At 50.2% G+C, this 12490-nt stretch carries 13 protein-coding genes; 7 read left to right on the top strand and 6 right to left on the bottom strand.

Features of this window, described 5'->3' with window-relative positions:
- The 4 genes from LDL35_RS09740 to LDL35_RS09725 form a co-directional block, all read left to right on the top strand.
- The coding region (locus LDL35_RS09740) for a S8 family serine peptidase (protein ID WP_304022149.1) at nt 1-1330 on the top strand (1330 nt) is incomplete at its 5' end.
- A 9-nt stretch (nt 1331-1339) separates the two neighbouring features.
- Nucleotides 1340-1852: a hypothetical protein gene (locus LDL35_RS09735; protein WP_304022148.1), complete on the top strand. Its 513-nt coding sequence runs from the start codon at nt 1340-1342 to the stop codon at nt 1850-1852.
- 7 nt (nt 1853-1859) lie between these two features.
- Nucleotides 1860-2159 carry a DUF4389 domain-containing protein gene (locus tag LDL35_RS09730; RefSeq protein ID WP_304022147.1) on the top strand — a complete coding sequence of 100 codons (300 nt, stop codon included), beginning with the start codon at nt 1860-1862 and terminating at the stop codon, nt 2157-2159.
- A gap of 26 nt (nt 2160-2185) precedes the next feature.
- Nucleotides 2186-3526 carry a pyridoxal phosphate-dependent aminotransferase gene (locus tag LDL35_RS09725; RefSeq protein ID WP_304022146.1) on the top strand — a complete coding sequence of 447 codons (1341 nt, stop codon included), beginning with the start codon at nt 2186-2188 and terminating at the stop codon, nt 3524-3526.
- A 26-nt stretch (nt 3527-3552) separates the two neighbouring features.
- Here LDL35_RS09725 and LDL35_RS09720 read toward each other — a convergent pair whose 3' ends face one another.
- Nucleotides 3553-4233: a hypothetical protein gene (locus LDL35_RS09720; protein WP_304022145.1), complete on the bottom strand. Its 681-nt coding sequence runs from the start codon at nt 4231-4233 to the stop codon at nt 3553-3555.
- Nucleotides 4234-4341: 108 nt separating this feature from the next.
- Between LDL35_RS09720 and LDL35_RS09715 the strand changes: the two genes are divergently transcribed.
- Both LDL35_RS09715 and LDL35_RS09710 read left to right on the top strand, forming a co-directional pair.
- Nucleotides 4342-5538, top strand: coding sequence for a PLP-dependent aminotransferase family protein (locus LDL35_RS09715; protein ID WP_304022144.1), 1197 nt, complete (start codon nt 4342-4344; stop codon nt 5536-5538).
- Nucleotides 5539-5589: 51 nt separating this feature from the next.
- The gene (locus LDL35_RS09710) at nt 5590-6165 is read left to right on the top strand and encodes a tetratricopeptide repeat protein (RefSeq protein WP_304022143.1); all 576 of its coding nucleotides are present in this window, start codon (nt 5590-5592) and stop codon (nt 6163-6165) included.
- Nucleotides 6166-6187: 22 nt separating this feature from the next.
- Here the strand turns inward: LDL35_RS09710 and LDL35_RS09705 are convergent, their stop codons facing one another.
- Nucleotides 6188-7258, bottom strand: coding sequence for an ABC transporter permease subunit (locus LDL35_RS09705; RefSeq protein WP_304022142.1), 1071 nt, complete (start codon nt 7256-7258; stop codon nt 6188-6190).
- A complete protein-coding gene (locus LDL35_RS09700) occupies nt 7252-9066 on the bottom strand; it encodes a PrsW family intramembrane metalloprotease (protein WP_304022141.1) in 1815 nt (604 codons plus the stop codon). The genes LDL35_RS09705 and LDL35_RS09700 overlap by 7 nt, the downstream gene beginning before the upstream one ends.
- Nucleotides 9067-9148: 82 nt before the next feature.
- Between LDL35_RS09700 and LDL35_RS09695 the strand changes: the two genes are divergently transcribed.
- Nucleotides 9149-10030, top strand: coding sequence for an ABC transporter ATP-binding protein (locus tag LDL35_RS09695; RefSeq protein ID WP_304022140.1), 882 nt, complete (start codon nt 9149-9151; stop codon nt 10028-10030).
- Between the two features lies 1 nt (nt 10031).
- Here LDL35_RS09695 and LDL35_RS09690 read toward each other — a convergent pair whose 3' ends face one another.
- The 3 genes from LDL35_RS09690 to LDL35_RS09680 all read right to left on the bottom strand — a co-directional run bounded on the left by LDL35_RS09690 (nt 10032) and on the right by LDL35_RS09680 (nt 12304).
- Nucleotides 10032-11078 carry an ATP-dependent 6-phosphofructokinase gene (locus LDL35_RS09690; protein ID WP_304022139.1) on the bottom strand — a complete coding sequence of 349 codons (1047 nt, stop codon included), beginning with the start codon at nt 11076-11078 and terminating at the stop codon, nt 10032-10034.
- Nucleotides 11071-11979, bottom strand: a complete 909-nt coding sequence (locus LDL35_RS09685; protein WP_304022138.1) for an aldolase — start codon at nt 11977-11979, stop codon at nt 11071-11073. Before LDL35_RS09685 ends, LDL35_RS09690 begins: the two co-directional genes overlap by 8 nt.
- 82 nt (nt 11980-12061) lie before the next feature.
- On the bottom strand, nt 12062-12304 hold the full coding sequence (locus LDL35_RS09680; protein ID WP_304022137.1) for a hypothetical protein: 243 nt from the start codon (nt 12302-12304) through the stop codon (nt 12062-12064).
- Nucleotides 12305-12490 lie beyond the last annotated feature (186 nt).

The raw sequence follows: 12490 nt of genomic DNA, 5'->3' as shown, positions 1-12490 counted from the left end.
CCTGAACAGTAGTGCAGGCAGGGCAGATATCAGTGCTCCGGAGGCGTGGAATATATCCACCGGATCATCTGATGTCATTGTGGCAGTGATCGATTCAGGAGTTGATTACAACCATGAGGATCTTGCGGCTAACTGCCTGAAAGGATTTGACTTTGTAAACTTTGATGAAGACCCCATGGACGACAACGGTCATGGAACCCATTGTGCAGGGACCATTGGTGCGGTTACTGATAATGCAATCGGAATTGCCGGAGTCAGCTGGAACTCTAAGATCCTTCCGGTGAAGGTTTTTGATGCAACCGGCGTCAGCAACACGGCTCTTGAGATCATGGGAATTGTGTATGCCAAGGAAGAGGGTGCAGACATCATCTCCTGTTCATGGGGATCTCATATCTACAGTGAAGCCCTGAAGGAGACCATTGACAGTACAAATGCACTCTTTGTCTGTGCTGCCGGAAATGACGGGTATGATAACGATGAAATACCCTATTATCCGGCAGGATATAACTCGGCCAATATCATATCTGTCGGTGCAAGTGATGAGTATGATATGCTCACATGGTTCTCCAATTATGGTGCTGTTTCTGTTGACCTTCTTGCACCCGGGCAGAATATCTACAGCACTCTTCCGGGTGATTACGGGTTCATGGATGGGACGTCAATGTCTGTTCCTTTCGTATCCGGTACAGCAGCACTTATCAAGAGTGAAAAGCCCGGATATGATGCAGGTCAGATAAAGAACCTGATTCTCAACTCTGTTGACCAGAAATTCTGGCTGAATACAACCTGTGTAACCGGGGGAAGGCTGAATGCATATAAACCGCTCAGTCTGGTTCTCCCGTTAAATGCTGAATTTAAGGCAGAACCGGTATCAGGCACAATACCCCTGAACGTCCAGTTTGTTGATATGTCATCAGGTGAGCCGGAAACCTGGCACTGGACATTTGGTGACGGGTCTGAATCAACCTTGCAGAATCCCACCCACCTGTATATGAAACCAGGGAAATATTCGATAACCCTTACCATCTCCAAGGAAGGTCTCAGCTCAATAGCAGAGAAAGAGAATTACATACATGTCAAACCACCGTATCAGCCGGTGAAGCCATTCCCTGACGGAAAAGGAGGCTTTTACCCGGTTCCGACCGACGCGGACGATGACGGACTCTTTGAAGACATTAACGGAAACGGCTGGCTTGAATACGAAGATCCAAAACTCCTCTTTAACCAGATCCTCTTTGCCATGAAAGAGGAACCAATCGGTCAGTTTGACTTTGATAAGAGCGGATTTATCGGATTTGGTGATGTCGTGAAATTATACCAGATGGTGTAGGTGATACAGATGAAACAGACATATACTATCGGAGTGCTTGGTGCACTGATCCTCATTGCCGGCCTTATTGCACCAGTGTCAGCATACTCACTCCTCTTCTTTAATCCGTCGGTTGTCGAGTCCAACCCCGGAGAAGAGCCGGCGATAGATCTCATTATGGAAGGATGTAATGCGGGAATTTCAGGATATGCCCTCTACCTTACCCTCGATAACCCGACCGTCGCATCATTTGGTGAGATAAGCTTCCCTTCATGGGTTTCCATGAATACAGTTGAACATATCAACAGTACGACCATCCTTATTCAGGGCGCTGACCTTGGAAATCAGGTTGAACCGGCACTATCCATAGCAAATCTTGCGAAAGTGAACATCCATGCTTTGACCGCAGGGTACGCAACATTGAGTGCCCAACCGGTTGTCATTGACGATGACAGGAACGGCCGGTATGACCCGGTGAGTAAGACCGCAAGCATAGTGATATCCGGAGCAGGTCCAAACCCGATGATTCCGGCAGCTCGGTGAAGAGACCATGAAGCAGTTATTTGCATATGAAGAAGAAGCTGGCAGAATTGAACTATTCATCCGTATTGTGTATTCATTCCTGATGGGGATAGTCCTGATGATATACGGATTTATCGCCGGCATCTGCATGCTCATCCAGTTTTTCGTGGTTCTCATCCTTGGCCGCAGATCACAGGGTCTTTCTGATTTTATCCAGGGGTACCTGGAGTATTATGTCCATATCCTCCCATATACCTCATATATGACGGATGAACGGCCGGGGATCCTCCCGTCACCGGTCAGCATCTATGAGGAAGAGAAAGTTTAATTGCTGTCTCTGTGAGACTCTCTCACATGGCCGGCATTATCATCGATGCCAAGGTGGACCGGATCCAGATACCGGAAAACCTTCGATATTTTCGATTAATTGAAGAGCAGCAGGAGCGTTGTGCGGAGAAAGGATGTCAGGAAGAGGTCTTTCAGTTTGGCCTCGGGCAATCTCCTTTTCCGGTTCCGGCACCGCTCAAAAAAGCGCTCTCCCTTCACAGCGGGATGGGATCATACGCTGACCCGATTGGGAACACTGAGATACGTCAAGCGGTTGCATCCTTTTATAAAAACCGATTTGATCTGGATGTTGAGCCATACCGGGTGATAACCGGGCATGGTGCCAAAGGACTTATCTTCTCCATCTTTACACTGATAACCGGGTCTGTCATCATCCCTTCTCCTGGTTGGCTTGGATATCTGCCGCAGCTCAGGATCCTGAATGTTCCCTATTACCGGCTCTATACCCACGGTGCCAATAACTTTAAGATCCGTCCGCAGACTCTGGAAGCGATGCTCAAGGGACTGGTAAAAACCCAGCACCTGCTCATCCTGAATAATCCAGGCAACCCGACCGGGGCACTGTATACCAAAGACGAACTAAATGACATTGCAAACATATGCAGGAAATACAACACCTTCATCCTCGCTGATGAGGTCTACAGCCTGCTCACCTATGACCCGGGTCAATTTGTAAGCATGGGAAAGATATACCCGGAGGGCACCTTTGTCATTCACAGTCTTTCTGCCGGGATGGGTGCAGGGGGATTCAGGCTTGGAAGCTGCATCATGCCAGAGGGAATCAGTTCATCGACGATTCGTGACGTCGCAAAGATTGCCGCAACCATCTATACCAGTTCTGCCGCACCACTTCAGGAGGCAGGTATTGCCGCATACCGGTCAGAAGAAGAGATGGATCAGTACCTGGAGGCGGTCAGAAATATACTCCGGATCATGACCAGCAGGCTTGCACGTATGTGCGGGACCATTGAGGGAATCAGGGTCACGGTCCCCAGGGCCGGATTTTACTTCATGGTCGATATGAACCCGCTCACGAATGAACTGCAGAAAGCAGGGATTATGTACTCCAATGATCTGGCCCCTGCTCTCATTTCACATCCCTATCATATCGCGACCGTCACCGGTGAAGCGATGATGGCCCCGTATGGTGATTTTTTCATCAGGTTTGCCTGCACTGATTTTGACGGAGAATCGGCCCTTCTTGAATACCTGGAAAAACCACCCGCACCTGAAGAGGAAGAGGCGTTCTTTGAAAAGTATGGGAGAAAGATGATTGAAGGGATGAGAATGTTTCAAAAATGGGTCGGTGATATCAGGGATGGGACATTTCAGATGCCGGCCCTGTAATACCTCGTATCATTTTTTACCGGTTCTCACAGTCTGATCTCGTAGTCAGGCTCTGCATATATGACAGATGTCTGATTTTTATACGCCTGTACCCCTTCAGATGGAGTCATGTTCCCGGAAAGTTCTACAAGATGCAGCCCGGACAGACCTTCGGGGGTGAAATCTTTGAGCAACGTTGCATTCAGTGATGCATGAGTCTGGTTTGCATTTGCAGAAAGGTTTGCACCATCAGAAAATGCCTTGGCATTGAACTGGACAAGCAGGCGGGCTGGTCGCTCCGGTGTGCCGTTTTGTGTGAGAGCCCCAAAATCCGAAGTTACATTCTTCCCTTCTTTGGCCCCGGTGCTGCCCTCAATCGAGTATACAACATTCCGCTCTGCATATTTCACATACGGAAGGCTCTGGTAATATGCAATACTCTCTTCCAGAGTCATCCCCGGCGGGAGCTGAACCAGCTGGAGTCCGGGAAGTCCGAGCTCATTATAGTCCGTCTTCACTGTTGCCCCGATATATGCATGAGAAGCATTGGCAGCCGCCTGCAGGGCTGTTGTGTTCAAGAGTTCAGGGTTAAACCTGACTAAGAGCTCACCCTGCATTGATTCATTCTGTACATCCCCGACAGGTGCTTTCACCATTTCACCATCCTTTTTTACAACACTGAGGGTATCTGCCAGAACAAATACCCCGCAGATGAGAACTAACCCCATTATCAGCATAAGACCCATAGACCTTTGCATAAAGAGGATATTAGGAGCCTTTAGATAATAGGCTTGCTGTATCAAAAGAATTTCTTCTGGAAACGTCAACAGATCAGTATGACTGGTACAGATGCCGGCCCTGCATACCGGTTTTCTTCCTGCATGCAGATCCTTCCGCCCTCATTTCTGGACGAACTCTTCAGGGTATCAGCCGTGCCCGGGATCATCTCTTTTGCAGGCGGGCTTCCTGATGCATCACTCTTTGATCTACAAGGAATCAGGCAGGCAACAGAAGCAGTCTTTGATGAGCATGGAAGAGCAGCCCTGCAGTATACCACCACCGACGGGTACCGTCCCTTACGGGAGATAATAGCCCGCCGGTATTATACACGGCTGGGACTTCAGGTCAGCCCGGATGAGATACAGATAGTAAATGGGTCACAGCAGGCTCTTGACCTTATGGCGAAAATCCTGACCAGCCCTGGAGACTCGATCCTTATCGAACGCCCCGGATACCTGGGTGCCATCGAGGCATTTTCATTTTATAGCCCTGTTTTTTCTCCAGTTCCGCCCGATGATGAGGGACCTGACCCTGATACTCTTGCACATACCATCAGGACAGAAGACCCGGTGTTCTTTTACGGGATTCCGAATTCACAAAACCCGTCAGGATGTACCTGGTCAGATAAGAGGCGACGGGAGGTGGCTGACATCCTCTCCGGAACCGACTGTCTGCTCTATGAAGATGATGCCTTTGGAGAACTCTTCTTTGACGGAAAGCCACGCCAGCCGGTGATGAAACACCTGCCAGACCAGGTCATGATGAGCGGATCATTCTCTAAAGTAGTCGCCCCAGGACTTCGCATCGGATGGATACGGGCTCCCGGACCGGTTCTTGCCGCATTTAACCGGGCAAAGCAGGCAGCAGATCTCCACTCAAACCTCTTCTCCCAGATGGTCCTGACCGAGTATATGACCAGGCATCATCCTGATGAGAAGATACGTGCGATGGGACGCGAGTATGGAGAGCGATGCCGGCTCATGATCGACCTTATTGAGGATCTGCTCCCCGATACCGTCTGTCACACGAATCCTGTCGGTGGGATGTTCCTGATGCTGACCCTGCCCGATTCCATGCATTCGATGGAGATATTTGAGAAGGGCATTCAGGAAGGGGTTGCAGTGATGCCCGGCGTTCCCTTTTATGTTGATGACGGGGGATGCAGAACCATCAGACTGAACTTTTCTGCTTCCTCCAAAGAGCAGATAGAGGAAGGTATGAGCCGCCTTGCCCGGGTGTTCCGGGATATGTAAATGATCAGTCTTCTGATGGCTTGAAATAGAGGAATCGGCAACATGTACACTATGTACAGCCGGACTGAGAACCGGGTAGAAGATCCGGCCAAGAAGGCATATATAGAGGGCCTGAAACGATACCGTGACGGTGATATGAAAGAGGCCTGCAATTATTTCACAAGCGCTATAGCAGAGGGTATTACTGATTTTGATATTCTCTACTACCGGGGAATGTGCCACCTTGATGCCGGGCGGTATGCGGAGGCACTGACTGATTTTGAAGTACTTATCAGACAGTATCCGGACAACATCGAGTACATCTTCCGCCGTGGGTTTATCAGATATAAGACAGGGGATATACCAGGAGCAATCAGTGATTTGACGATGGTCCCTCCGGATCACCCGGACTTTTCCATCCGGTGGCATTACCTCTCGGTACTCTATTATAAAACCGGGAATTATGATGCAGCACTGGAAGCGATTGAAAAAGCACTCTCACTCTTCCCGACCATGCCAAAAGTCTGGTTTAATGCAGGTATCATCATGCAGGCCGGAGGGCTGTCAGACCGTGCAGACCTTGCGATATCAACGGCAGCACGACTTGAGCCAAAACTTGCCAATGCAAAAAGGGAAATTCTCGAATAAGTAAGAAAGATCGGAAGGGGAATCAGGAGTACTCAACTCTCCTGATCATATTTTTCACAATGACGACAAGGATAGCCGAACCGGCGAGCGAAGCAGCCATAACCGCCCAGTGATAGAGCGGAGCCACTCCAACCGCCAGGAGCACGATGAGGTTTATGGGATTTGAGGGGAAGGCCAGGATGAGCAGGAGCACGATGATAACTGCTGTCGAGAAGATGAACTGGGCCTTTGTCCGGTCCCGGTAGTACACGGCGATGGTTGCAGCGATGAGGATGAGAGCCGTTGATGCAAGGACAACATGAAGCAGGATCTCAACCAGCGACGCAATCTGAATACCGTTTATCGTGAGCAGAACCAGCCATAATGCCACCTGCACCGGGATTATCAGGATACATGCAAGAATTTTCCCGCAGACGATATCTTCCAGAGTAGCAGGAGTTGTTCGCAGGGTGTCTAGGGTCTGTTCCTGGTACTCCTCAGTTATCAGGTCAATGACAAGCCCGGCAGATATGATAGCCGGCATAAAGAGCAGCATCGGGATAAGAAGCCCGTAGATGAACTCGTAAAAAGAGTTCTGGGCAACCGGGCGGGAGGGGGTTACCGATACCGGTCTGAAGTCAAGCCGGTCTTTCCTGATATCACGAAGTATCTCTTCATATTCGAGCAGGATATCCTTTATCTTCACCTCAATGACCGTGGACTGGATATCATTACTGATGGTATACAGCGTGACGATCACCGGATCTTCTCCATCAGGAGGGTCTTCAGAAGGCCAGACAACTGCAGCCAGCTGGCGTTCTTTGAGTGCACCAAGAGCGACACCCGGATCCATCCGGTAGGGCATGAAAGAGGGATCCCGACTGAAGAGATCAAAGAGGATGGTATCATTTCCGACAAATCCAACCCCGTACTGAATCCCGGTGATCCGTCCGTATACCGAAGGGTCATACATCGCAGACAGGCCGACCATCAGGAATGATGAGAACAGAGCGATGAAGAGCTGAAGCAGTATCGCAAGGATTATCGTCTTCTCTGAGGTCAGACCGCGGATCTCCTTTCGTGCAATGGCAGTCACCAGTCGCTGATTCACCATACCCACCCCCGGAGAATATACAGATTATAGAGAGTATGCACAACAGTTGCAAGGGTAATCCCGATAGGAAACGCATTCTTCCCCCATATCTTTACAACTGCACCGGTACAGAATACGGTCCCCGAATGGAGAAGAAACGGCACCCAGAGGAGGCCCAGAGACATAAAGAGAGCAGCCCCGAAGATAGAGTCTGCGATCTGCGAGATGGTCACAAAGAGGAGCAGTTTCTCACCAAGGAGAAAACCAAACCCGATAAGGAGTGACGCAAGGATGACAATCTTCCAGGTCAGGGGGGGATACCGGTGCGAAATTAGTCCGACAAACCCTGCTGCCTTTACCAGTTCCTCGGTCATCGCTGCCAGCACCATGATGAGGATGAGTGAATAGGGCATCGGGAGGTTGAAAAAGAGCACCAGATACATCATCTGGGCCATAAAGACGAAGGGGATCGTCATCATTGAGATGAGGATGAGGGAGAGATACCAGTACCGGTTTGAGATGAGAGCACCAAGGTAGAGCGCCAGTGCATCAAGGAGTCCTTTCTCAGTAAAGAGCTGCTCTTCATGAAAATTCCGGATACAGACACCGAAGAGGATGAGACTGGTCAGGTAAAAGAGGGTGGTTGAGTAGATATAATCGGTCAGAGTGTATCCGGTTCCGTCAATCACATGAACCACCAGCGTCACCGGGGAGAGGAGACTGACGATATGGACATTTGCAAAGATGCTGGGAAAGAAGAGGTATGATGTCGCGATGGTTGAGAAGAAGATGGAGATGAACGAGAGTTCCTTATAACTTCTGGCCACCATCCCGATGAAGAGTGCAAATGACAGGAAGAAGAGGATAACGGGGATGAGAGGCAGAATTGCCAGAACATCCGCCTTCACCGTGAAGAGGATTGCAACAACAATGAGGATCATCCCGATTGCATAGGGGAGCATCTTCCCAAGCACCAGGATAACCGGCCTGACCGGTGAGGCAATCAGTGCTTCACCCTGACGAAGGGTCCGCTCATTCATAATACTCATCATAAAAAACTGGGATGTGAAATAGAGAGGGAATATAAAGACAAAGATAAAGATGATGGTATCAAAGGGCAGTGGCGGAGAGAGCATGGAAGGAACCCGCAGTTCTCCAAGAGCCTCCTGCTGGGACAGGAGATCAGTATATCTTCCCAGCTGATCTGCACCCCGGGCCGCCTCTTCCTCAAGCTGGAGACGAAGCTGTTCCATATCTGCAGGGATGATCCCCGAAGGAGGGATGATATCCGTCTCAATTTTTTCTGGTTCAGGCGGAGTCGGGGATGCGGTTCGTGGTGCTGCTACCTGCTGACCGCTCTGGGTTGCAAGAAAGTCCAGCTCGCTGACGATGTACTCACTATCAATCCAGACCGGATATGCCGCAAAAAGATCGGTCTGCTGACGATAGATGTAGTCCTGGTACGCCTGGTAATCCCGCTCAAAACTCTTCTGGGCTGCCGCACCTTTCTCCCCATTTGACCGAAGGAGAGACCCGGCACGGATAGCAAGATCAAGCCCCAGTGACCTGATGTTGGTCACATCTGACGGAAGGGAGTAGACAACATACCGGGGATCGCCGCCGATGATGTCCAGGTAGATCTGACTGTCCACCCCGACCCGGTAGATACCATCCTGCAGATGAATACCCTTTTGTGCCGTAAACCCGCTCACACCCACCAGGAGAACGAGCAGCACTATGGCAACCGGTAAGAGGTCCCGGGTCATGGTCCCCTGAAAGCGTCTGATTTCCCATATGGCAATGGTAAGAAGCTGTGAAAGAGCCTCCATTGGGTGATAGTTCGCCGGGATGGTATATCAAAGCTTACCGTAACACTTTAACGTAGTGAAGACAAGAGGAGGATACATCACTATGATTGAAGCATCGTCCTTAACGAAGATGTACGGGGATGTTACCGCCCTCTCCGATGTTTCATTCACCTGCAGGGAGGGGGAGATATTCGGCATTATCGGCCATAACGGGGCAGGAAAAACAACGCTCCTGAAGATCCTGTCCGGCCTTATCCTTCCCACATCAGGTTCCCTGGTTATTGGCAATCTGGATCTGGTATCAGATCCCATGCAGGTGCGTTCACAGATAGGATACCTGCCTGAGGAGTCACGCCTGTATGAAACGATGCTTGTCCCGGATTATCTCCGGTTCTTTGGAGAGATTTACGGGCTTGATAGGGTAACCATTCAGGCACGGGCTGATCTCCTGCTTGCCCAGTTATCCCTCCAGCCGGACGGGAAACAGATAGGAAACCTCTCAAAGGGGATGAAGCGAAAAGTAGCCATCGCCCGGTCCCTCATTCATGACCCTTCGATCCTCATCTATGATGAACCAGGATCCGGCCTTGACCCGATGACCACCCGGTTTATCATAGAATATTTAAAGCAACTCCGAACGGAGGGCAAGACCATCATCCTCTCTGCCCATAACCTGGCCCAGGTTGAAGAGATCTGCGACCATGTCATGATCTTAAAGCGGGGGAAAGTGGTGGTGTTTGGCACGATGCCTGAACTGCGCGAACAGTTCGGATCCATCAGGTACGAGATCTGGTACATCTGGCCGGAAGATTCTAAGCCTCCCATTCAGGCAGACCAGTCAGGAAATCTCTGGATGTCGGTCGCCCATTCCATTGAAGCACTCAATGAGATAACAAGCACCATCAGCGCCGGCGGTGGCACGGTTGAGCGAATCGAATCCAGATATCCGTCTCTGGAAGAGATTTTGGTAAAAATTGGGAAGTAATTTAGTAAAAGATCCTGGCCATCTCATAGAGCTCAGGATCAACCTTCTTCTGGGTAATGGCATCGCTGAGCGGGATCGGAACGATCTTGTCCCCGTGGAGAGCGACCATCACACCATAATTCCCTTCATGAATCTGCTGAACTGCCTTGACCCCGTACCTGGTTGCAAGTACCCGGTCATGGGCGGTCGGCGACCCACCCCGCTGCACATGACCAAGGACGGTGACACGGGTTTCTGAACCGACCCGCTCTTCAATGGCCCTGCCAAGCAGATGACCGATACCACCCAGCTGTTCATGCCCGAACTCGTCCACTTTTGAAGAGGCTGTCACAAAGGTATTCATATCGGTGGGTTTAGCACCCTCGGCGATGACCACAATGGAGAACTTCTTCCCCCGTTCCCGCCGTTTCTTCAGGCCCTCACAGACATCATCAATATCAAAGGGCACTTCAGGGATCAGGATCTGGTCTGCACCACCCGCTATCCCGGCAATCGTTGCTATCCATCCGGCATGCCGTCCCATCACCTCAAGCACCATGATCCGGTGATGCGATTCAGCCGTGGTATGGAGCCGGTCAATTGCATCGGTTACAATGGATACCGCAGTATCAAACCCAAAGGTGTAGTCGGTTCCGGAGAGGTCATTATCTATCGTCTTCGGGATACCGACCACCGGGATATTCATCTGGTGCAGCCGGGTTGCAACACTGAGCGTGTCATCCCCGCCCACGGCGACGACGGCATCAATACCAAAGCGCTTCAGGTTTGAGAGCATCTGCTGGGTCTGTTCCTGACTTTTCAGGGGGTTGGTCCGTGATGTCCCAAGGATGGTCCCGCCCTTCGGCAGAATACCGGTTACGGAAAATTCTGTGAGGGGCTCTACTTCCCCTTCTACAATACCCTTCCATCCATTCCGAATTCCGATAACCGAATAGTCATACAGATGTGCAGTCTTTACCACTGCACGAATGACTGCGTTCAGACCGGGACAGTCGCCACCGCCGGTCAGAATCCCGATTGTTTTTATCTTCCGCGTAGTATCAGCCATGATAAATCTTGATCGCTTCTTCCACACTTGCCCCATCCACGGTTATGGCGTAGATGGCATTGCACATCCGAACCGCTTCATCAAGTGGTTTCTGATGGATATTTCTGCCGGTTGCATTCCCGCTGCATCCTCCGACATGAATCTGTTCCCAGAGCTGGGTCAAAAACGTGGCAGCATCAACACTGGACCCGCCTGCACAGACAACCTTGGTCCGTCCTGCAGCAAGGGTTGCTTCCCTGATGAGTTCTGCAGATGATGCACCTTCTCCTTTCGGCGGGTTGACTTTCACAAAGTCTGATCCAAGACATGCGGCAACTCCGGCTGCACCGGCGATGAGATGCGGATCTTTCTCATTCCCTACCGCTTTGCCTCGTGGATAGATCCAGAGGACCGTGACAAGACCATTCTGGTGTGCTTCAAAGATGGCCTGTGCGGCAGCGCTGAGCATTGCCGACTCATATTCAGAGCCCAGGTAAATGGTGTACCCGATACCAAGGATGTTCAGTTTACTGCATTTTCTGAATGCAACAACCTGGTCAATGGTGTTGATAAGATTAGAGAAGGGTTCATGTTGTGCTGTCGGGACCAGGTGAGTCTTGGAATTGATCTTAATCAGGTACGGAATCTTTGGATAGTCTGCACCATATTTCGCGATAAGCCCCAGCTGAGTTGCAAAGCACCCGATTTTTGCTTTCGCTGCTATTCTGAAGAGGTGTTCAGGATCATGGTCATCAGGGTGAATCCCCTCGCCATAGAAGTCATCATTCAGATGCTCTATCTTCTGGTCACCGGCAAAAAGCATCAGCCGACCGGAATCGTGAGTTATCGTCTTCAGATTACGAATATACGTGTCCTGCTCACTTTTTGGTACGTCCAGAGGAACAGCAAAGCCTTTGCTCATGCCTTTTCTCTCATCTTTTTGACAGATAAATATTCCTTTGAGATGTCAGAGAAGGTGAAAAAGAGAAAAAATCCAAAACTGGTTATCTGACCTGAATCACTTTTTCTTCGCTGTTCCGCAGCCGTGTACGAATCCACGTCATGGCATCGAGTTTATTTTTAAATGCCGCAATATTTACCTGCTCGCCGTCTTTAAGATGGGCCCTCAGGATTGCCTTTTCAACAACAACCTGCCCTTTCCGATCCTTCGTTACTTCGACGACCAGGAATTTCTGAATATAGTCCAGGTTTATTACCTGGGTTCCGACATCAAGCCATTTGGGCATATATGGTTCCGACTACCAGGGAAAAGGGAAGCGCTTATTCTGCTCTCTAGAGAGCCGTCATTTCATAATACGATCTCGTGCCTGGTTAATAAACTCTATACCCTCTCGCCTGATGTCCTCGCAGATCTGCATGACCTCTCCGGTTATCTGGTCAAGTTTTCGCCCAAGATGCTGTCTTCCTTCCTG

The sequence above is a fragment of the Methanospirillum hungatei genome, from assembly GCF_020216685.1.
GTDB classification, from domain to species: domain Archaea; phylum Halobacteriota; class Methanomicrobia; order Methanomicrobiales; family Methanospirillaceae; genus Methanospirillum; species Methanospirillum hungatei_B.
The sequence above is the reverse complement of the archived record's forward strand: the minus strand, read 5'-3'. Positions and strand labels throughout refer to the sequence as shown.

Coding starts and splice junctions, on each gene's coding strand:
- LDL35_RS09730 (WP_304022147.1), top strand. CDS start 1,860: ATGAAGCAGTTATTTGCATATGAAGAAGAAGCTGGCAGAATTGAACTA.
- LDL35_RS09715 (WP_304022144.1), top strand. CDS start 4,342: ATGACTGGTACAGATGCCGGCCCTGCATACCGGTTTTCTTCCTGCATG.
- LDL35_RS09735 (WP_304022148.1), top strand. CDS start 1,340: ATGAAACAGACATATACTATCGGAGTGCTTGGTGCACTGATCCTCATT.
- LDL35_RS09700 (WP_304022141.1), bottom strand. CDS start 9,066: ATGGAGGCTCTTTCACAGCTTCTTACCATTGCCATATGGGAAATCAGA.
- LDL35_RS09695 (WP_304022140.1), top strand. CDS start 9,149: ATGATTGAAGCATCGTCCTTAACGAAGATGTACGGGGATGTTACCGCC.
- LDL35_RS09720 (WP_304022145.1), bottom strand. CDS start 4,233: ATGGGGTTAGTTCTCATCTGCGGGGTATTTGTTCTGGCAGATACCCTC.
- LDL35_RS09710 (WP_304022143.1), top strand. CDS start 5,590: ATGTACAGCCGGACTGAGAACCGGGTAGAAGATCCGGCCAAGAAGGCA.
- LDL35_RS09690 (WP_304022139.1), bottom strand. CDS start 11,078: ATGGCTGATACTACGCGGAAGATAAAAACAATCGGGATTCTGACCGGC.
- LDL35_RS09685 (WP_304022138.1), bottom strand. CDS start 11,979: ATGAGCAAAGGCTTTGCTGTTCCTCTGGACGTACCAAAAAGTGAGCAG.
- LDL35_RS09725 (WP_304022146.1), top strand. CDS start 2,186: ATGGCCGGCATTATCATCGATGCCAAGGTGGACCGGATCCAGATACCG.
- LDL35_RS09680 (WP_304022137.1), bottom strand. CDS start 12,304: ATGCCCAAATGGCTTGATGTCGGAACCCAGGTAATAAACCTGGACTAT.
- LDL35_RS09705 (WP_304022142.1), bottom strand. CDS start 7,258: ATGGTGAATCAGCGACTGGTGACTGCCATTGCACGAAAGGAGATCCGC.